Below are 18,315 nucleotides of genomic sequence, written 5' to 3' on the forward strand. Positions count from 1 at the left end.
ATAACTAGTTCTTCAATGACTGAAGTACATTTTATCAATAATTTTCATATAGTCAATGCGCGGTTGAAAAGAATATGGAATGCGAACACCCTGTTTTTCGATGTCTTCTTTTTTAATTGATTTTCTTCCACCATCATTCATTGTTTGCCAATACAAAAAAAGGTGTGAAGAATCAATAAAGTACACTTCATCAGAAATGGAAAAGCGTAGTAGCACGAAGCAAATGCCATTCTGCTTATGAACCTGTTTCATATGTGTGATCTGATGTTCGTGAAAATTACTTAAGGGAAAAGATGTTTTGTTCCGCGTTTCCTTTGCTTCAAAATCGATGTATCTGCCTTTATAAACACCGTTGTAATCTGTCGTGGAAGCCTGTTTGAAATACGCTTCTTTGATCACCGCAGCACTTCGTTTTGGATAATCGACGTTTACAATTTGGACCGGAGTTGGCTTTTTGTGAATAACAGCTTTGCCAGTTGAGAGATAATACGTATTACTCTGGTTAATATCTTCTTCTAACGTCATACCTCGATTGCTGTATGATTTTTGTTTCTGACTTTCAAGCTGATTCTGTGCCGAAGGAATGTACGGCTTTCCATTCGGATATCGAATCGGCAAATTAATCATCCTTTCTATATAAAAGGTGCACTGAATCTATTCTACTTTAATTATAACGAGTTGTACGACAAAAATGTTTCAAGCAGGTGAAAAATCCCATGCAGAATGAAAAGGATCGCAAATTAATCACCGAATACATATCAACCGTTACAGGAAGATGGAACAAGGATAATATTTCACGTACCGTATTTTATTATAATTATTTCAATGCCCATCCTGAAATAAAGTGGGCGTTTCTAGCCTCAATGGTGTCAAGAAATGCTGGTTGGAGTATGACCGATTTAAAAGGAGAGTGGTTTCCACGAATATTAGATGAAGGACAAATAAGTGCTCTGTTTTTGGCATATGAGCGTGCAAACTGGACAATCTTCCAGGATGCTACTCCTCAACTGCTTTTATATGCCCTGAGCAAAAAAAGAAATCAGTCATTTCTACTCTACGGCCGAGCATTTGGGGTATCAGAATTCATGATGGACGAGTGGGCGAATTTTTTTCAAACTGAGGATGAAAAACGGCTGTTGACCGCACTTATTATAAATGAGCAGCATGTTATTGAGAAACCTGTACTTCATCATCATTTCTATTCAAAAAAAGTGTTTCATTCATTTTTGTTTACTGTCCAGGATTGGTTTCATTTTAGTACCGTTTTGTTTCCTACGGTAGAAGGGAGGCTGTATGGGATTTCTGTAAGTGGATTTAATCACACAGCTAATCGGGTCGAGCTTGGAAAGAAACTTGCCAGACTATTATTCCATGACGAATATTTCCATCGATTTTATCAATTTTCAGCTTCTACACCGCCAACAGGATCAAGGTACGATTATGAACGATACCTGGGGAAAAAGAGAGAAGGTTCGTTATTAAGAATGGTTTATCCGATTATTCAGCATAACCAGGTGAAGAAAACCGATTGGTTTAAAGGACAGCTTTATCTTAAGAAAATGCTTATAAATGATGTATCGTTACCAGATACCATCGAGTTGACTCAATGGTATGAGAGGAAAAGAAGCCAGATTAGAGCGGGGATTGAGATCGAGAACCTCTTTAACCAAAAACGCAGGGGTTAACCCTGCGTTTACGTTGATGGACGATCAGGACCTTCAAGTTTCTTGTTGCCAAAGCCAGCCTTTGTTTCTTCGTTAGGCATCTGTGGTTTTCGTGCTGCTTTATTACCTCTTTTTTTACTCATCGCTTAACACCTCCTGTCGTTAGTGTGAGCAGATGTTACAAAATCATTCTCTCTGAATGTCGAAACCGTCTTCCTTTAGCAGTAAACCACTACCTTTGCCGAAACCGTTCTAGTTTTGTCAGAGAGGAAGGCAACTCCAAGTTAAGAGCGAATATAAGCTCATACAAAGATCAGGCGAAGGCCTGTGAATGACAGAAGGGATGGGATTGCATGTTATTAAAAACGAAACAGGTTTCAGATGAGCTTGGTGTAAACCCTACTACTGTTCAGCGCTGGGTCAAGCATTTTAATTTATCATGTGAGAAAAATGAACTCGGCCACTTTCTATTTACGAGTGAAACGTTGGACCAACTTAAAAACATTCAAAATGAATTGAGAAGGGGTCAATCAATGGAGAAGATTAAAGCTGGGTTTGGAGAAAAACCTAGGAATTCCAAAAAATCTTCCCCAGAAAAAATGGTTTCTCAAGAAAAATTTGAACAAAGACTTGATCGCTTTACGTTACGATTGGATCAGCTTGAGAGACAGTTAGAAGAAAAAGCGAACGAAGTTATTACGGTTCAAGTGCTACAGCACCGGTCAGAGCTTGATGAACTAGTTCAAAAAGTAACGGCCTTAGAGGAAAAATTACTTGAGCTAGAGGATCACACTTCCATTCAAGAGGCGGTAGGTCAGTCGGGCAAAGGAAAACGCCCCTGGATCATGAGTTTATTCAGTTTCTGATAATTGGTTTATGGTTCTAACTGACCTTATGTCCAAACCCGGATATAAGGTTTTTTTGTTAGTAGTTGGAAGCGTTATGATACGATAGGTACGATTGGAGTGATTAATATGAAAGATACAAAACAGTTGATACATTTAACGAAACAGTTATTAGAATTGAACGAAGAGGCGAGGCAACAATATGCGACTCGAACTCATCTGGATGAGTATAAAGTGAATTTTTATGAAGAAGTGAAGCCCTTTGCAGATCGTACTATTGCGCTTTTAAAGGATTGGGAGCCCCTTGCGAGAGCCTGGGTCTTGGAGAATAAGCCAAAGTATTTATATCCGATCCAAATTAAAAATACTTATGAAAATTTGGAAATGGTGTCTGTAGTGGCATGGCAGAAAGATACAGGACCAAAGAAATTTAATGAACGCGTCCAATCTGTAGAGTATGTACTAGGGAAACTAATCGAGCAGGCTGAATAAACGGCATGCTCTTTATAACAAATAAATTTTCACATACCGTAATGTGTGTATAAAATTCCCTTTTATAGAGAATAACTAAGCTAAAAGGGAGTGCTGTTATGACAGCATATTTATGTCCTAGATGTAAAACAAATCGAAGGAGATTTAATAAAATTGAACAAAAAGTAACCTCAGTTCAATTAGATCCTGAGTCTGGAGAAGTAATGTCAGTGATGGAAGAAGGAAGCGCCGATCCATTTCATATCATGTACCGTGGACCGGAGTTCCGCATCCAGTGTGGGGCATGTGGCGAAATTGGTGATGAAGAAACGTTTATTCAATTTGCGAGGTCGCACCCAAGAGGCTCCTAACGGAAGGCCCTCCTATTTTCATGATATAGTGAAAAGGTAAGGAGGGGACTGTATGTTTGATCCAACGATTTATGAAAATGTTAAAGTGGTTTTAGAAGGTGAATTATACGATCGGGATCTTGAAGGTGAGATCTCGATCCGTAACCGAAAAGATCTAGTTGATCTTGCTTCCTTGTCGAGGACATATGAAGTCTATTTTGAAGAAAATGAAAATGTACGTGTAATGGTAGGACTATATGCTGATTTAGCGAGTTTTAGTGCAGAGCAACTTCAACTTGATCACATTGAGGCCGGATGTGAAATTAAAATTAGTTTCGATATGTCCATTTCTGAATCAGAAGAGTGTGCAGAAATTGAAGAAGAGATTAGAGAAATATGGGGGTCTCGACCAACGATAACTCAAATACTCTCCTTTCAATTTGAAAGAGAAGATGAGCTAAAGAATTATATCGTACTTGAATTTAATCGTCGAATTAATGAAGATCAAATCAGCGATCTATCTGAATTAATTGAGTATGCAGTCCAAACAGCTCGTTTGCTTGGAAATGAGAACTAGAAAAAGGCGGATTGCTCCGCCTCCTATATCCATTCTATTTGGGTTAATTAGTTGCTTCCGCCGCCCATTTGCTGTTCAGCCATTTGGACAAGGCGCTTTGTGATTTCTCCTCCAACTGAACCATTAGAGCGAGCGGTGGAGTCTGGACCAAGTTGTACGCCGAATTCGCTAGCAATTTCGTACTTCATTTGATCTAAAGCCTGTTGTACACCAGGGACTACCAGATTGTTTGAGCTATTGTTGTTTGCCATGTTGTACACCTCCTTGACCATTAAGATGCTCAAGTAATAACACACATATACCGCCACGAAGGTGGAACATTATGGTAGAAGTCTCATCTTTTAATTATCTGAAAATTTAAAGGATTCAACCCTCCTTTAACGAATACATAGGTAACACAAAGAATTGGGAGGGAATCTAAAAGTGGAACGGTTTATCACTAAATCTGGCTTCTATCAAAATCTTGAGAAACGAAGATGGGAATACTGGATGGTTTTCCCAGGGGAAAATAAGGTGTTGGTTTCCTGGCTATGCTGGAATGCACCTTCTGATATAGTGGAACAGTGGAAAGGATCATATGCGTCCTGATAAAATAAACCGCCGAGAGCGGTTTATTTTTTTTATTAGTTAAAAGTTATTGTTCGTAGGGTATATAAAAGAAGTATTTTAAATTACTGCAAATTTAGTTATAATAGTGAACGGATCAGGTCTTTTATACTAGACAGCACTTCAATAAACAACACGAACAGTGTAATTAGTAATTCATAGGAAGAGGAGCTTTCATGATTCGAAAACAAAAATGGCTTTTATTGACTGCAACCTACCTGATTGCAGCAGCACTATCGCCGATTCTTGTATCTGCTGAAGGGCCTGACATTCAAAGCGAATCCGCGGTTTTAATGGATGGGAAAACTGGGCAAATACTTTATGATAAGAACGGTAATCAAGAAATGTATCCGGCAAGTATTACGAAAATTGTAACAGCGCTTATGGCCGTTGAATCGGGAAAGTTAAACGAATCAGCTACTGTGAGTCAGAACGCGCGTGATGTTGATGGGACAAGAGTGTACCTTGAAGAAGGCGAGACGGTAGTTCTAGAGAAATTAGTCAAAGGAATGATGGTGAACTCTGGCAACGATGCTGCCATCGCGATTGCCGAGCATTTAAGTGGAAGTGTGCAAGCATTTGCTGAAGACATGAACACCTTTGTGAAGGAAGAGATCGGTGTAGAGAATAGTCATTTTACAAACCCTCATGGCTTATTTAATGAAAATCATGTGGTAACGGCGGAGGATATGGCGAAGATTACCCAGTATGCGATGAAAAACAACCAATTTCGCTCTTTGGCTGGAATTGAGCAGATGGATTGGTCCAGAGAAAATTGGGATACGACATTAATCAACCACCACAGACTTTTACTTGACTATGATTATGTAACAGGTGGTAAGAACGGCTATGTTTCCCAATCAGGATTTACCCTCGTTACAACAGCAGAAAAGGACAATCGAGAATTAATTGCAGTAACAATAAAAGCAAACGATGATCAAATTGCTTACCAGGATACGCTTACTCTTCTAAATTATGGTTTTGATTCATTCTCATCTGTCGTATACAGTGAAGGAACTGAACTTGGTGAACTGAATGGCAAGAAGTATTCACTTACAGAAGATGTGACCCTTTTGCAAGATGGTGAAGAAGGTCTCGAACTTGAAATGAATGAGGCAGGCGAACTGGAGAGTAAAGCAAGTGAATTAACGTCAACGCTAGATTCAGATTTAATGACAGTTACTTCTGTTGAAGAGGATGCTTCTGATAAATCGAAAGAAGCTACTCCAGCGGTTCAAGTGAAAGACGAGGATACGGAAGCGTTTCTAACAAGTCATACCATTTTTTATGGAGGCATTAGTATTTTTGCTTTTATTTTATTAATGCTTATTTTCGGTAGAAGCAAATCAACTTACAAGCGTTCTCGTTCTTTTCCTTGATTTTAATCGTGTAATTTCTTTAAAACAAAAAAGGACCATTCGGTCCTTTTTTTTGTTTAGTATGACCTATTCCTCAAGGTAAAAGGACAGACATTTAACAGCCGTCATTCCCTGTCCTACAGCAGAAGTAATACTTGATAGCAGTGGACGGGTACATACATCTCCAGCTGCATAAACATAGGGAATGGAGGTCCTGCCAACTCGATCGCATATCACGTAGCCATCTTGATCAAGAATAACGCCATCTTTAAAGGGTGCAGTATTTGGTTCAACACCAATTCGAATAAAGATGCCGTCTACTAATAGGTGGATGATAGATTCATTTTCAATTACTGTTAACTTTTTTACGCGAGCTCCGCTGATCTCCTTCACTACAGCATTTCTATGAACGGTTACCGAGGGATGCTCTAGAACCGGGTCCCTGTATTCATTCCTGGCTTTGAATTTACCAGAGCGATGGATAAGGTGAACAGTAGCTCCAGCGTTCGCGAGCAGGAGTGCACCTTCAAATGCGCGATCCCCACCACCAACTATTGCTGCAGTTTTCCCTTTGAATTTCTCTCGGTCTCTTGTAGCAGAATAAACTTCATTTCGATTAATCATCTCCTGCTCACCCGGTACGTCCAGTCTTCTTGGTGATGAACCGGTTGAGATTAGAATGGAACGAAACTTGTACGTTTGATTTGAGTGCGATTTTAAAACCCGAGTATCCCAATCAATGGTGGAGACAGGACAGTGGGTGACATAGTTGACACCAATTTCCCTTGAGTGTTGAATAAAGTGATCCTTAAGGGCTTGTCCATTTTCACCTATTATGCCAGGGTAGTCAATGATCCTATTGTATATGGACGTTAATTGTCCACCTAGTTCGTCTCTTGCTTCTAGTAGAAGATGATGTAGACCCAGTCGTTTCGCCCATATTGCAGCTGAAATTCCAGCTGGACCTCCACCAATAATAAGTAGATCTATTTTTTTAATCACTGGTTTCTCCTCACTTCCATTTTGAAAGCCACTTCTCAAATTCAAGCCAGTCGTTAACGCGAGGAACGTCCACCTGTTGGTTATAGGGATAGTTCATTGCGAGAGCCGTTCTTCCGGTTTCTTGAAAAGCGATTAAATTATGAGGGGCGTCGTCAAATAAAAGGTCACCACAGATCATGTCTTTCCGATGAGAGAAAATCAGATTCTTTTTTCCGATAAAGGGAAGGTGTTTCTCCACCCACAGTTCTTTTTCCGTATATGCATATGTACGGCTGCTCGTCACAATTAGGATATCGTACTGTTTCACTAAACGCTTCAGGACTTCAATTGCATGCGGAAGTGGAGAGAGGTGGAGAAATAGTCCTGGTTCATCAAGGTATTGATAAATTTTCTCGCCACATTCACTCTTCACATAATCCTCTGAGCGCCAGCACTGCAGTTTCTCAACAGATAACGAATCGTGATAGTCATTATTATACCTTTTGTGCCATTCCGTCATGAGATCGCAAATAACGGAATCCATATCAATTAACAACGTTCTCAAGTTAGATCACTTCTTTCCTTACACATTCATTTCCACTATACCAGTGCATGCGGACAGGGACAATTCTTCCACACAAAAAAGAGGCAAGAACCTCGTGGTTCTTGCCCTGTTTTCCTAGCACTTTATAAAAGCGGTTCCTACGATGATGAGAAGAATGAACAGCACAACAATTAGCGCAAATCCGCTGCCTGCAGGCCTGTGACATGGCATGCCATAACCAGCTCCCGCAACTGGCTGGTAAGGCTCATTTCCATAAGGTGCATTGTTTGCATGATACATAAAAGCTCCCCCTTTAAAATATCTCTTTCCTTAACACAGTATGTATCTGTCTAGAAAAGATATAGGCAGAAGCGGAGTGGGGGATAAAATTAGGCCAAATATTAACCTTTAGGGTTACGAGCTAACCCCTTTATCTTTTGATTGAGGCTGTTTTAAGAAGTTATAGCGATAGTCATCTGTTAGCTCCTTCACTTCTTTACTGAGGAACAGAATGGCGATCACGTTTGGCACTACGAAAAGCGCAAGGGTAATGTCGACAAGTTCCCAAACAAATTGTAGGCCTCCAATGGCACCAACAAAAATCGAAGCAATATAAACGAATCTCATTACTCTTGAAAATGAATAGCCAAATAAGTATTCAGCCTGTTTCTCGCCATAATAGACGAGAACACCGATCGTACTAATGACAAAGATCAGCAGAAGAGATGAGACGAAGATTGGGCCCCAGGTTGGTCCCATTAGACCTGAAAAGGCATCAGAAACCATGTCTGCAGCATTAGCTGGTTTTACATCTTTCCAAGCGCCCGATAGGAGAACCGTAAAAGCGGTAACCGTACATAATACAATGGTGTCGATAAATACACTGAAGATGCCCCACAGCCCCTGACGACAGGGGTGAGGTGTATTTGCAGCTGAATGGGCGATTGAGGCAGTACCCATCCCTGCTTCGTTCGAATAAAGTCCTCTTGCAAGTCCCCAGCGAACGGCAGCTGCGAATCCTGCGCCTGCAAAACCGCCTGCTGCTGAAATTGGTTGAAAAGCATGTACGAATATTAAGCGCATCACTTCAGGGAATTGATCAATATTAATAATCATGACGCCGATTGCACCGGCAATATATGTAAGAACCATAAAAGGAACTATTTTCTCAGCTACAGAACCGATTCTTCGTATTCCACCAATCACGACGATGGAAATTAGCACGATTAGAATAATACCTGTTAGCCAGGTAGGCAGTCCAAATGAACTTTCGGTTAATGTAGAGATTGAGTTTGTTTGAACCATGACGCTCGGAACAATTTCAATCATTAAACCGAATGCAAACAATGTTGAAGCAAACTTCCATCCGAGCCCTTTTCTTATGTAGTACATTGGACCGCCAACATACACGCCGTTTTTATCCTCTTCACGATATTTAATACCCAGAACTATTTCTGAGAACTTCGTCGACATTCCAATAATGGCTACGACCCACATCCAAAAAATTGCTCCCGGTCCACCAAATGCAATCGCTACTGGAACACCTACAATGTTCGTCGCGCCAGCAGTGGAAGCAAGAGCCGAAGCAAAAGCCTGAAATGGGGAAATCGTTCCATCCCCTTTTTCTTTTTGAAAAACCTTTCCGATCGTATGTTTTAAGGCATGTGGAAAAAAGAGAATTTGGAAGAAGCCCAGTCGAATGGTTAAGAACAGCCCCCCACCTAATAGCAAAATCATCATCGGGTAACCCCAGATAAAAGCTGAAAATTCAGTAACTGCATTTAGAACACGATCCATCATCATCTCTCCCTACTAGTGGTATATATTTATTATCCAAATAAAGGGAGGGTCAAACGTTTTTTACATATTTATGTGAAAATGAGCATAAAGGCATAAAAATATATCTTGTTGTTAGTGGGTGAAATATAAAAGAAATCTCAGCCGGTGTTAACCGGCTGAGATTTAATGAACCTGCGGAGGCTGGTTGTTTTGAGGCTGAGAGCTAAGCTGGCTTTTAACCTGCTGAATTTCATTCATTTGAGCTGCAGCTGCTGGCTGGTAATACCCTTTTTGCTTCGCATATTGGTAGAGAGTATACTGTCTTTGCTCATCTGAATTCCTAATTTGTTGAAGCGCCTGACGAAGTTGTTGATTATCTGCTTGTGAAATGACACTTCCATAGTTGCTTAAGCTACTGTTTAATACGGACAGGTAGTCATTGACCATATCTTTCTCGTTCATGTAAACCCTCCTTAACTTAAAAAGCCCATGAGTTGTTGTTGCGTGTTTCGTGCATCCTGTGCATCTTTTTGAAGCATTTGCTTTAGCTGAGGACATGTGCAGGATTGTGCATAGGAATCCAGTTTATTAGCGAGTGTTTCGTGACCGCCAATCATATGGCGAAGGTTTTGAAGCTCAAGTTCATTAAGTTGCGCCATTTTTCTACCTCCTTAAATTCAGTCACTACTAATATGAAATAACGGAGGTAGATTTATTCATTTATTATGCAATTACGTTCCGTTCATTGGAATAGTGCTCGTATGATTTATTCTCCATAATACCGTGTAGGACATGAACCACATTCCAAACATCTTCAAATGATGAATAGAGGGCAATTGGTGCCAGACGGATAACATTTGGCGATCGATAGTCAGGGATTACTCCATTCGCCTTTAATGCTTTGCAAATTCTTGCGGCTTCAGGGTGCTGAAGGCATACATGCCCGCCACGGTGTTCATCACTCTTTGGATTGGCAATCGAAAAGCCGAATGTAGAAAGCTTTAGTTCAATGAGACCCATGAGATACCTTGTTAGTGATAAGGACTTCGTTCTGACTGGACCTATTCCCGCCTCCTTAAAGAGTTCTAAAGATCCGACTAAAGGTGCCATGCTAAAAATATGGGGTGTTCCAATCTGGTAAGCACCAGCCGTATGGGCATGGTCAAGATCATGACTCATCTCAAATTGCACATCTTTATTTGAACTAAACCAGCCGGCAAGACCAGGTCTTTTTCCGAGGTGTTTCTCATGGACAAAAAGACCACCAACGCCTCCGGGACCACTATTTAAATATTTGTATGTACACCAGACTGCAAAATCAACGCCCCAATTATGTAGGTTGTGAGGAACAGCGCCAATGGAATGCGCCAAATCAAAACCAATTATGATATCTCTTTTATGCGCTGCTTGCGTTAATGCCTCTATATCAAGGAGTTGTCCGCTTCGATAGAGAACCGAGGGCAGTAGGATTATCGCGACGTCTTCATCCATACCCTCAATAATATCTTGTTCGCGAATCGTCCGGCCATCCTCACTTCCAATTTGAATTAAATGTGATTCTGGAGATAACCCATGAAGCTCAAGCTGACTTTTGATGGCATAAATATCTGACGGAAATGTAAGGGAATCTGCAAGGATTTTTGATTTTTTACCTGGTTTATAAAACGTTGCTAACAGTTGATGAAGGTTTGTTGTAATCGATCCTGTTGTAATGGTTTCCTGTGGCGTTGCACCAATTAGAGGGGCGGTCATTTCACCAATGATTTCCGCCATATAGAACCATGGATGTTTACCTTCGGTCCAACCATCAATGCCATGGGTTTTCCAGTCTTCAAGGGAGTCCAGAAGGGTTTTTTCTGCTTTCTTAGATAATAGACCTAATGAATTTCCATCCATATAGATGGAGTTTGGATTTACGTAAAATTCATTCTTAAATAGGGAAAGCGGATCATTTTTATCTAATTCTTTTGCATAAGCAATTGACTGTGATAAACTCATATTACTCAGCTCCTTTACTACAACTTATCGTATGAGAGAGACGAGGTACTGTCAACGCTTTCACTTCTGGCAAATAAAACAATAACAAAACTTTTTTAAAATAATGATTGACTTTAAATCAGATTAGATGCTATAGTATTAAACGTCGCTGATACACAACAAAGCACATGCGGGTGTGGCGGAATTGGCAGACGCGCTAGACTTAGGATCTAGTGTCTTACGACGTGGGGGTTCAAGTCCCTTCACCCGCACCATACATTTTGCGCCCGTAGCTCAATTGGATAGAGCGTCTGACTACGGATCAGAAGGTTAGGGATTCGACTTCTCTCGGGCGCACCATTACATAACTTAATTAGTGGCGGTGTAGCTCAGCTGGCTAGAGCGTACGGTTCATACCCGTGAGGTCGGGGGTTCGATCCCCTCCGCCGCTACCATATTTCAATTTCACAATTTCATCATGGAGGGGTAGCGAAGTGGCTAAACGCGGCGGACTGTAAATCCGCTCCCTCAGGGTTCGGCGGTTCGAATCCGTCCCCCTCCACCATTTTTTGGGCTATAGCCAAGCGGTAAGGCAACGGATTTTGATTCCGTCACGCGCTGGTTCGAATCCAGCTAGCCCAGCCATGTTGCGGGTGTAGTTTAGTGGTAAAACCTCAGCCTTCCAAGCTGATGTCGTGGGTTCGATCCCCATCACCCGCTCCATAATTTTATTAAAGAAATCCTAAAATAGTGACTTCCTTGAGGACAAAAAACGTGGTATACTATCAAACAGTAACCATCCTCATCACATCATGCGCCTTTAGCTCAGCAGGATAGAGCAACAGCCTTCTAAGCTGTGGGTCAGAGGTTCGAATCCTCTAAGGCGCATATACAAAAGCCCTCTGAATGAAATCATTCAGAGGGCTTTTTACCTTTTAAATTGTTTAAGTCGTAAGATATAGATCGTCACATTGATAACAAAAACACGAACGTTAAATCATTTCTGTGGATATTTATTAACTTTTTAAGAATATTTACATGAAATTATTTGTTTATAACACATTTTGTGCTACTATATCCGTAGAAACCATTCATTGCAGTTACTGACGACAATTGTGGAAGGAACCATAGGGGAGCTGCAGTGCCTAAAGCCGGTCGTCTGGGCGAAGAAGTGGCCGTATTCATTTTTAACCAATTTTCAGGAGGAATTCATATGACAAACGAAGCGAAACTTTTAGACGGAAAAGCTGTTGCAAATCGTATAAAAGATCAGTTGAAAACAAGAGTTATAGCCCTTAAAGAGCAAGGTGTGACACCGAGTCTAGTAACGATTCTTGTTGGTGATGACCCATCTTCTGAAACGTACGTCAGAATGAAGGGGAATGCCTGTGAGCGAGTTGGCATTACATCTAAAAAGATTCATCTCCCTGAAGAAACAACCACTGAAACATTAGTTCAGACGATTGAGGAACTAAACCAGAATACTTCTGTTCACGGTATTTTGCTTCAACACCCTGTCCCGTCGCAAATTGATGAGCGACTTGCTTTTGAAACGATAGCAATCGAGAAGGATGTTGATGGTGTGACGAGTGCAGGGTATGGTCAAACAGCACTCGGGTTTGGAACATTTCCTTCCTGTACTCCAGCTGCGATCATGAAAATCATGGAAGATTATGATATTCAAGCAGAAGGGAAGCATGCTGTTATCGTTGGTAGAAGCCCGATTCTTGGCAAGCCGGTATCCGCGCTTTTACTCAATCAAAATGCAACGGTTACAACGTGTCATTCTAGAACAACAGATCTTGCAAGCCATGTCCTTCAAGCTGATATTGTTGTTGCAGCTGTAGGAAAGCCTGAATTTATTAAAGGCGATTGGATTAAGGAAGGCGCAGTCGTGCTTGATGCTGGCTACAATAAAGGGAACATTGGTGATGTTGAATATGAAGCTGCTGCCGAGAACGCTTCTTATATTACACCAGTACCAGGCGGTGTAGGTCCAGTTACGATTGCTACCTTATTAAAGCATACCGTTGACGCAGCAGAAAAAACAGTCGACTAGTCAGAGACCACCCCGTAGGCGGGGTGGTTTCTGTAATTATCGCGTTAGTTCGTAATAGTTTTGAGTCTCTATGATTTGGAAACCGCAGTTTAGATAGAGGTTCATAGCATGCTCATTGACGAGAGCTACTTCCAGGTAGATTTCCTGTCCTTGTTCCAATTCCATAGAAATTGCCGTTCTTAATGCTTCTGCTCCAATACCTTTCCCCTGATGCTCTGGTTCTACCGCAAAGCCGCATATCCAGCTTTGCTTTCCCAAAGGTTCAATATGTATTTTTCCTCGTTTTATCGTTTTCTCTTCAACTATAAAGGAAGTGTACGTATCCGACTCATTGATACCGGTTAGTTCATGAGTCGATTGAAAACAGATCTTATTTAACCAATTAGAGTAAGAAAGGTCTTCTGCTTGTGCCTTTCTCAATGAAACCCCCGTCAACTGTTGTGTGAATTTACAGGGAATCCATTTCATTTGATGTTCGGAGAAGGAATACGTACATGGTAAATTCTTTAAATACACTATTGCGGATTTTGATTCTGCAGGTGCATTCAAGAGTACTTGTTCAGGCTCTATTTGTTTAATGATAGCTAGAGCTTCATGTCGGAGGGTGGTGAATATCCCTTTTTTTCTATAGTCTGGATGAACCATTCCGCAAGCCTCGATGACATTGCCAAAACCATATAGCCCTATAAATCCAACTAGCTCTTCCTCTTCGTAATGAAAAAATCTCTCTTTTCATTGTTCTTCCGATTTCTCAGAAAATCAAAATTCAACTTCAATGAGATTTGGTCTTCCTTTTCGCAAATGTTTTTGAGCCTTTCAATATCTGTTAGCTGATCATTCGTTAACATTGATACCCCCCTATCTAACTCTATTTTAATGTGAGATTCAGATTTACTCCAGTGAATTTAATGAGTGTACGAGCATTAATAAATTCATTCAACTTAGCTACGGTCAACTTTATTTTAATTGGATAGGTATGGAAATGAAGATTGTAACTTGAGGTAAAAGTAGCCGTCGTTACAGGAGCGAGTAGTGGAGTAGGTGAAGCGATTGCGAGGCACCTTGCTAATGAGGGAGCGAACGTTGCGGTCTTAGGTCGTCGAGAAGACAAGGCTGGAGACTTAGGGATTCGATAAACGATCAACCAAAGAAAGGCAAACGACTGCTGGTTTTTATTTGGGGAAGTATACAAAGTGAATGGGAAGTAAAATGAGAGTATTTCATGTAAAATAGAAAAAGTGATAGAAGAACGTGATTTGGGGGACAAAAGATGAACAGTTTTATTGTCATGCAAGGTGACACTTACCAGATAGAAAAAGATTTAGGGATGATTTGGTCGCCAAAACAAGATAAAGGAGGTAATGAGCCTCATTCCTGGAAACGAATAACTGAAGTAAATGAAGGAGATCAATTCTTTCACTATGTAAAAGGAAATATTGTTGCGGTTAGCATTGCAAGTGAAGGATGCAAAGAGGCTTGTAAACCATCTAATTTGGAGAGTAGTAATGAAAGAATCGAAGGATACTTAGTGAATCTAGAATATCATGATTTAGAGGTCCCGGTTAATGTAAGGGATAAGTTTAAGGAAATATTTCCACTGTTACCTATTAAGTATGCACCATTTCAGAAAGATGCTAATGGGAATCCAGGCTATTTGTATCCATGTAACGAAGAATTAGCCATTAAGCTACTCGAACTAATAAGCGAGTTGAATATTTATCAAGTAAATGACGAGCAATTAGAATTAACAATTGATGAGGTAAGAAGAACAGAACGAAATACACTTATTCCAGTGATTACTGAAACAGAGTCTGAAGCGAAAACAAAAATGCGATGGGGCGAACAAAAGTTCAGAAAAGATTTGATTCCTCTATGGAAAGGTAAGTGTGCATTGTGTGCTATAAACTTATCAGAAGTGCTAAAAGCAAGCCATTCCAAGCCATGGAAAGACAGCACAAACATTGAACGGGTGGACCCGTATAACGGCTTGTTACTATGTAGTAATCATGATGCGCTTTATAATGAAGGATTAATTGCATTTGATGGGCAAGGTCGTTTGCACATTTCTTCAGTGATAAGAAATGAAGATTATGTAATGTATGGATTAGCACCACGGGCTAAATTACAAATTTATTTCGAAAATAAAGTGTATTTTAAGTGGCATAAGAAGTATATTTTCAGAACCTAAGATTCTTTTACAGCATTACTATCTAAAAACTCGATATTTTTTATATATGAAATCCCACCTCCAAAGTTAGTTAGAGAACTTTGGAGGTGGGATTTCATTCTGTATACTATTTTCATTCGAATGTGATTTAACATATTTCTACCAACATGAGGTCTAGTAAACTTCTGTCAGATAAAAGTTCATCTATTGGCCTTTAAGCAGCATTTTATCTAATTCACGAACTTTATCAAAGGATTCTATTAGTTGTTCAGGTATCAATTTCCTTCCATATTCCCAGGCATTCGTTTCTATTTCAGATAGAAGCTCTTGTTGTATCTCTTCCTCATCATACATTAGAATTCTTAAATCATGTTTGTGTTTCTTGAAATCCAAATAATAACCGATCTCATGATAAAGAAGAATTCTAACGATGTTTTCTTCTGTCTCTTTAATTTTAAAGTTTATTTTACCTGTATAACCATTAACTTCTAAGTAGTTAAATTTTATAGTATTGGTGGATACGTTATAACTCATAGGTGAAGTTAGATTATTGTTAAATTCATAATTAATGTCTAAATTGTGTTCATGTAATGTATCTTTAATTATATTCTCGATGTCCCATATATAAAGCATCTTATCTATCACAACCCTTTCAGGAAGTATGTTTATTTATTCTTGCTCGATCGGGTAAGAACGTTACGTCAACTGAATCCATTACAGCTAGTATGAAATCCACTGATTTATAAGTCAATGGTTTTGTTTAATACTATAACTTTTACTTTAATATATAATAAAGTCGTTCATTTCAGGTGTTTAAATGGGTGTTGGTAACTGAATTATATTAAAATGAGTGATTTTCACCATTATTTACAATGTGGATGGTAATCAAATGAAAATTATTCTGGAACAAACTCATAGTAGGTGAAGTAGTAGGGTTGGAGCTTTTTAAACTAAAAGGAAGTTCGAAAGGGGTGAGGTCGATAAATTCATTAAAGAAAGTCCTAACTCGTCGATTAAAATCCTCCACTTAGGGTATTGGAAATAAAAGAAGCAACCTGTTACATAAATGATTGAGAGTGGAGAGTGAAAGAGATGCAGAAGATGAACAGAGGAATTTTGACGGCGATATCGTCGATTGCGATTGCACAGGGACTTAAAATCCTGACTTACAAGAGACTGACAGGAGAGTGGGATGTAAAGCAGGTGGCTACAACAGGTGGGATGCCAAGCTCACATTCAGCGGGCGTTTCAGCACTGGCTACCTATATAGCTACAAATAAAGGATCACGCCATACGGAAACTGCACTGGCAACCATTTTTGGTGTGATCGTCATGTATGATGCGCAGGGAATCCGACGTCACACGGGTGAGATTGCTCATCTTGTCAATGATTTGGAGGATAACTTCGCTGCAATTTCAGGAGATTTTCCTAGCTTTGAGTTTGTAGAAAGGGAAAAGGAACTGAATGAGCTTTTAGGACATCAACCGGTAGAGGTACTTGGTGGAGCGATTTTAGGTGCTATTTTAGGCTATATTTCTGCTAAAAATGAGAATAAGTAAAAGTGAAGTAAGGGAACCCTCTTTCTTTAGTATATAAAGTATACAAAAACGCTCAGAGCAACTTTATCCTCTGAGCGTTTTTGTATACTTTTTCTTATTTTTTATGCCTCATTAATAAATGCTCTTAATAGGCAGTTTGTGAAATGTGGTTAGTGGATGCTGCTTATTTATTCATTCTCATTCTTTTTATAAATACGCTCGACCACTTCCTGAAGCGTATCAGGCTTATGAAACTCCACAGGAGAAAAGCCTTTCTCAAACGTAATCGCATCCGCTTCAATCGCAAGTACATACTTCCCATTCACCTTCGCAAGATGAATCGTTTCTCCAAAGTCAGAGAGCATCGCTTTCACTGATACATGGTCTAGCTTTATCTTCCATTCAACGTCAGGGGAGTGTTCAACGATTTGGGAGGTTGCTTCAACGACCTGTTCCGTTGTAAACCGCTCCTGTAGCTCACGTTTAGGACTAGCTGCCCATTCTTCCATCGCTTGCTCGAACTCTTCCTTTTCTTCGCTTTCTTCCTGATACGTTTCTTGGATGTGCTCCTGCACCATGCCCACCGTCTGAGTCTTCACGATTTCAGGCATCGACTTTTCATATTCGACCCATTTTAAGAAGTCTTCAAAGTAACGGGCGTGAGACGATTGGTGGACTTTGATCTCAGCGCTGTCGATCATGCCTTCTTCTGGCATGTAGGGGTATTGGACGGATTTCATGCTCTTTGTAGTAATAGCCATTTCAACATTTTGGATGAGTGTTTCTTCATCTGTAATCGTTGCTACCTTTTGTTCAAAATCGCATTTCATAATAAATAGAAATGGATCATCAAACAGTTTAGTGAGCTTAGCTGTTGCAACGATCAGAACGCCCCCACGTATCGCGCTTGTGTCGAGATACATTTGAACGATTTGATCCGCCGAAGTTTCAAAATCATCCCCTGTTTCAGCATGGCGTGTCCTATCAAAAAGATTGTAATTGGGGTTTGACGTTAGGTCGTACCCTGGTTCTACGACGAATCGCCCGATTTTAGTAGGAGCGCCTTCTGATTTAGCGTGACGATCTACTTTTCTCTTCATGATTTTAGCTAGTTCACCATCAAGGAACGTTTTAAGAGAACTGTCTTCGTAATGCTCTTGATCAAGCGTTTGATAATGCTTGAATCGTCTTTCTTCACTTTCCCCGCTACCATCAACCTGGATTAAATAAAAGGAGAGGTATCGCATCTTGAGTTCCATGTCATCACCTGTCTTTAAGTTTGCGTTCATTCAGTATAGGCAAGGTTAATGAATTCGTCAATCATCTGTGTTAACTGTCAATCGTTCAGTTTAAGGTTTAAGCCATTTCTTTTTTACTAGAATCGACAAAACTCTTATA

Annotated in this window: 21 protein-coding genes, 7 tRNA genes, 2 pseudogenes and 1 riboswitch; of the genes and pseudogenes, 17 read left to right on the forward strand and 13 right to left on the reverse strand. The window is 40.1% G+C overall.

The annotated features are described in order from the left end of the window. Window positions 1–12: 12 nt before the first annotated feature. Window positions 13–618 carry a Holliday junction resolvase RecU gene (recU, locus tag ABFG93_RS20710; RefSeq protein ID WP_347549888.1) on the reverse strand — a complete coding sequence of 202 codons (606 nt, stop codon included), beginning with the start codon at window positions 616–618 and terminating at the stop codon, window positions 13–15. Between the two features lie 98 nt (window positions 619–716). Here recU and ABFG93_RS20715 point away from each other — a divergent pair, with 98 nt between their 5' ends. From ABFG93_RS20715 to ABFG93_RS20735, 5 genes are all read left to right on the forward strand, one after another. Further along, the gene (locus ABFG93_RS20715; protein WP_347549889.1) at window positions 717–1,685 is read left to right on the forward strand and encodes a DUF2515 family protein; all 969 of its coding nucleotides are present in this window, start codon (window positions 717–719) and stop codon (window positions 1,683–1,685) included. Window positions 1,686–2,017: 332 nt separating this feature from the next. Continuing rightward, window positions 2,018–2,530, forward strand: a complete 513-nt coding sequence (locus ABFG93_RS20720) for a MerR family transcriptional regulator (protein ID WP_347549890.1) — start codon at window positions 2,018–2,020, stop codon at window positions 2,528–2,530. A 108-nt stretch (window positions 2,531–2,638) separates the two neighbouring features. Next, entirely contained in the window at window positions 2,639–3,001 is a 363-nt protein-coding gene (locus ABFG93_RS20725; RefSeq protein ID WP_347549891.1) for a YppE family protein, read from the forward strand. Window positions 3,002–3,099: 98 nt separating this feature from the next. Continuing rightward, complete coding sequence (locus ABFG93_RS20730) at window positions 3,100–3,351, forward strand: DNA alkylation repair protein (protein WP_347549892.1); 252 nt, start codon at window positions 3,100–3,102, stop codon at window positions 3,349–3,351. A 52-nt stretch (window positions 3,352–3,403) separates the two neighbouring features. Then, a complete protein-coding gene (locus tag ABFG93_RS20735) occupies window positions 3,404–3,907 on the forward strand; it encodes a hypothetical protein (protein ID WP_347549893.1) in 504 nt (167 codons plus the stop codon). A 47-nt stretch (window positions 3,908–3,954) separates the two neighbouring features. Here ABFG93_RS20735 and ABFG93_RS20740 read toward each other — a convergent pair whose 3' ends face one another. Further along, window positions 3,955–4,158, reverse strand: a complete 204-nt coding sequence (locus ABFG93_RS20740; RefSeq protein ID WP_048309282.1) for an alpha/beta-type small acid-soluble spore protein — start codon at window positions 4,156–4,158, stop codon at window positions 3,955–3,957. A gap of 531 nt (window positions 4,159–4,689) precedes the next feature. On the opposite strand from ABFG93_RS20740, the gene ABFG93_RS20745 reads away from it, so the two are divergent. Then, window positions 4,690–5,892 carry a D-alanyl-D-alanine carboxypeptidase family protein gene (locus ABFG93_RS20745; protein WP_347549894.1) on the forward strand — a complete coding sequence of 401 codons (1,203 nt, stop codon included), beginning with the start codon at window positions 4,690–4,692 and terminating at the stop codon, window positions 5,890–5,892. Between the two features lie 66 nt (window positions 5,893–5,958). On the opposite strand, the gene ABFG93_RS20750 is transcribed toward ABFG93_RS20745, so the two are convergent. The 7 genes from ABFG93_RS20750 to kynU form a co-directional block, all read right to left on the reverse strand. Continuing rightward, entirely contained in the window at window positions 5,959–6,873 is a 915-nt protein-coding gene (locus ABFG93_RS20750) for an NAD(P)/FAD-dependent oxidoreductase (protein ID WP_347549895.1), read from the reverse strand. Between the two features lie 10 nt (window positions 6,874–6,883). After that, window positions 6,884–7,417: a 5' nucleotidase, NT5C type gene (locus ABFG93_RS20755; protein ID WP_347549896.1), complete on the reverse strand. Its 534-nt coding sequence runs from the start codon at window positions 7,415–7,417 to the stop codon at window positions 6,884–6,886. 114 nt (window positions 7,418–7,531) lie between these two features. Continuing rightward, on the reverse strand, window positions 7,532–7,696 hold the full coding sequence (locus ABFG93_RS20760; RefSeq protein WP_347549897.1) for a YjcZ family sporulation protein: 165 nt from the start codon (window positions 7,694–7,696) through the stop codon (window positions 7,532–7,534). A gap of 114 nt (window positions 7,697–7,810) precedes the next feature. Beyond that, a complete protein-coding gene (locus ABFG93_RS20765) occupies window positions 7,811–9,193 on the reverse strand; it encodes an alanine/glycine:cation symporter family protein (RefSeq protein WP_431522104.1) in 1,383 nt (460 codons plus the stop codon). Window positions 9,194–9,358: 165 nt separating this feature from the next. Next, window positions 9,359–9,637, reverse strand: coding sequence for a spore coat protein (locus ABFG93_RS20770; protein ID WP_347549899.1), 279 nt, complete (start codon window positions 9,635–9,637; stop codon window positions 9,359–9,361). An 11-nt stretch (window positions 9,638–9,648) separates the two neighbouring features. Further along, a complete protein-coding gene (locus ABFG93_RS20775; RefSeq protein ID WP_347549900.1) occupies window positions 9,649–9,834 on the reverse strand; it encodes a hypothetical protein in 186 nt (61 codons plus the stop codon). 64 nt (window positions 9,835–9,898) lie between these two features. Further along, the gene (gene kynU, locus ABFG93_RS20780; RefSeq protein WP_347549901.1) at window positions 9,899–11,173 is read right to left on the reverse strand and encodes a kynureninase; all 1,275 of its coding nucleotides are present in this window, start codon (window positions 11,171–11,173) and stop codon (window positions 9,899–9,901) included. A gap of 169 nt (window positions 11,174–11,342) precedes the next feature. Here kynU and ABFG93_RS20785 point away from each other — a divergent pair. The 8 genes from ABFG93_RS20785 (at window position 11,343) to ABFG93_RS20820 (ending at window position 13,211) form a co-directional block, all read left to right on the forward strand. Beyond that, window positions 11,343–11,427, forward strand: a tRNA-Leu gene (locus tag ABFG93_RS20785). A gap of 8 nt (window positions 11,428–11,435) precedes the next feature. Beyond that, window positions 11,436–11,512 (forward strand) — tRNA-Arg (locus ABFG93_RS20790). An 18-nt stretch (window positions 11,513–11,530) separates the two neighbouring features. Continuing rightward, window positions 11,531–11,607, forward strand: a tRNA-Met gene (locus tag ABFG93_RS20795). 25 nt (window positions 11,608–11,632) lie between these two features. Beyond that, window positions 11,633–11,717 (forward strand) — tRNA-Tyr (locus ABFG93_RS20800). 5 nt (window positions 11,718–11,722) lie between these two features. Then, a tRNA-Gln gene (locus ABFG93_RS20805) sits at window positions 11,723–11,797 on the forward strand. A gap of 4 nt (window positions 11,798–11,801) precedes the next feature. Continuing rightward, window positions 11,802–11,875: transfer RNA gene (locus ABFG93_RS20810), tRNA-Gly, on the forward strand. A gap of 91 nt (window positions 11,876–11,966) precedes the next feature. Beyond that, window positions 11,967–12,040, forward strand: a tRNA-Arg gene (locus ABFG93_RS20815). 201 nt (window positions 12,041–12,241) lie between these two features. After that, window positions 12,242–12,324, forward strand: a riboswitch (ZMP/ZTP riboswitch). Window positions 12,325–12,365: 41 nt separating this feature from the next. Next, window positions 12,366–13,211: a bifunctional 5,10-methylenetetrahydrofolate dehydrogenase/5,10-methenyltetrahydrofolate cyclohydrolase gene (locus ABFG93_RS20820; RefSeq protein ID WP_347549902.1), complete on the forward strand. Its 846-nt coding sequence runs from the start codon at window positions 12,366–12,368 to the stop codon at window positions 13,209–13,211. 36 nt (window positions 13,212–13,247) lie between these two features. Here the strand turns inward: ABFG93_RS20820 and ABFG93_RS20825 are convergent, their stop codons facing one another. Next, window positions 13,248–13,631: a GNAT family N-acetyltransferase gene (locus tag ABFG93_RS20825; protein WP_347549903.1), complete on the reverse strand. Its 384-nt coding sequence runs from the start codon at window positions 13,629–13,631 to the stop codon at window positions 13,248–13,250. A 210-nt stretch (window positions 13,632–13,841) separates the two neighbouring features. Continuing rightward, window positions 13,842–13,898: pseudogene (locus tag ABFG93_RS23195) on the reverse strand (hypothetical protein); the annotation flags it as partial. A gap of 329 nt (window positions 13,899–14,227) precedes the next feature. Here ABFG93_RS23195 and ABFG93_RS20830 point away from each other — a divergent pair. Further along, window positions 14,228–14,347: pseudogene (locus ABFG93_RS20830) on the forward strand (SDR family NAD(P)-dependent oxidoreductase); the annotation flags it as partial. A gap of 134 nt (window positions 14,348–14,481) precedes the next feature. After that, a complete protein-coding gene (locus tag ABFG93_RS20835) occupies window positions 14,482–15,399 on the forward strand; it encodes an HNH endonuclease (RefSeq protein ID WP_347549904.1) in 918 nt (305 codons plus the stop codon). A gap of 183 nt (window positions 15,400–15,582) precedes the next feature. On the opposite strand, the gene ABFG93_RS20840 is transcribed toward ABFG93_RS20835, so the two are convergent. Further along, entirely contained in the window at window positions 15,583–16,023 is a 441-nt protein-coding gene (locus tag ABFG93_RS20840; protein ID WP_347549905.1) for a hypothetical protein, read from the reverse strand. Between the two features lie 447 nt (window positions 16,024–16,470). On the opposite strand from ABFG93_RS20840, the gene ABFG93_RS20845 reads away from it, so the two are divergent. After that, a complete protein-coding gene (locus ABFG93_RS20845) occupies window positions 16,471–16,938 on the forward strand; it encodes a divergent PAP2 family protein (protein ID WP_347549906.1) in 468 nt (155 codons plus the stop codon). 167 nt (window positions 16,939–17,105) lie between these two features. Here ABFG93_RS20845 and ABFG93_RS20850 read toward each other — a convergent pair whose 3' ends face one another. Next, window positions 17,106–18,176: a DUF3900 domain-containing protein gene (locus tag ABFG93_RS20850; RefSeq protein ID WP_347549907.1), complete on the reverse strand. Its 1,071-nt coding sequence runs from the start codon at window positions 18,174–18,176 to the stop codon at window positions 17,106–17,108. Between the last annotated feature and the right edge of the window lie 139 nt (window positions 18,177–18,315).

The sequence above is a fragment of the Pseudalkalibacillus hwajinpoensis genome (assembly GCF_039851965.1).
In the GTDB taxonomy this organism is placed as follows: domain Bacteria; phylum Bacillota; class Bacilli; order Bacillales; family Guptibacillaceae; genus Guptibacillus; species Guptibacillus hwajinpoensis_E.

What these genes read in the sequence shown, in the direction of transcription:
- ABFG93_RS20715 (WP_347549889.1), top strand. Translation starts at nt 717, where the DNA reads ATGCAGAATGAAAAGGATCGCAAATTAATCACCGAATACATATCAACC.
- ABFG93_RS20720 (WP_347549890.1), top strand. Translation starts at nt 2,018, where the DNA reads ATGTTATTAAAAACGAAACAGGTTTCAGATGAGCTTGGTGTAAACCCT.
- ABFG93_RS20725 (WP_347549891.1), top strand. Translation starts at nt 2,639, where the DNA reads ATGAAAGATACAAAACAGTTGATACATTTAACGAAACAGTTATTAGAA.
- ABFG93_RS20730 (WP_347549892.1), top strand. Translation starts at nt 3,100, where the DNA reads ATGACAGCATATTTATGTCCTAGATGTAAAACAAATCGAAGGAGATTT.
- ABFG93_RS20735 (WP_347549893.1), top strand. Translation starts at nt 3,404, where the DNA reads ATGTTTGATCCAACGATTTATGAAAATGTTAAAGTGGTTTTAGAAGGT.
- ABFG93_RS20740 (WP_048309282.1), bottom strand. Translation starts at nt 4,158, where the DNA reads ATGGCAAACAACAATAGCTCAAACAATCTGGTAGTCCCTGGTGTACAA.
- ABFG93_RS20745 (WP_347549894.1), top strand. Translation starts at nt 4,690, where the DNA reads ATGATTCGAAAACAAAAATGGCTTTTATTGACTGCAACCTACCTGATT.
- ABFG93_RS20760 (WP_347549897.1), bottom strand. Translation starts at nt 7,696, where the DNA reads ATGTATCATGCAAACAATGCACCTTATGGAAATGAGCCTTACCAGCCA.
- ABFG93_RS20765 (WP_431522104.1), bottom strand. Translation starts at nt 9,193, where the DNA reads ATGGATCGTGTTCTAAATGCAGTTACTGAATTTTCAGCTTTTATCTGG.
- ABFG93_RS20770 (WP_347549899.1), bottom strand. Translation starts at nt 9,637, where the DNA reads ATGAACGAGAAAGATATGGTCAATGACTACCTGTCCGTATTAAACAGT.
- ABFG93_RS20775 (WP_347549900.1), bottom strand. Translation starts at nt 9,834, where the DNA reads ATGGCGCAACTTAATGAACTTGAGCTTCAAAACCTTCGCCATATGATT.
- kynU (WP_347549901.1), bottom strand. Translation starts at nt 11,173, where the DNA reads ATGAGTTTATCACAGTCAATTGCTTATGCAAAAGAATTAGATAAAAAT.
- ABFG93_RS20820 (WP_347549902.1), top strand. Translation starts at nt 12,366, where the DNA reads ATGACAAACGAAGCGAAACTTTTAGACGGAAAAGCTGTTGCAAATCGT.
- ABFG93_RS20835 (WP_347549904.1), top strand. Translation starts at nt 14,482, where the DNA reads ATGAACAGTTTTATTGTCATGCAAGGTGACACTTACCAGATAGAAAAA.
- ABFG93_RS20845 (WP_347549906.1), top strand. Translation starts at nt 16,471, where the DNA reads ATGCAGAAGATGAACAGAGGAATTTTGACGGCGATATCGTCGATTGCG.
- ABFG93_RS20850 (WP_347549907.1), bottom strand. Translation starts at nt 18,176, where the DNA reads ATGGAACTCAAGATGCGATACCTCTCCTTTTATTTAATCCAGGTTGAT.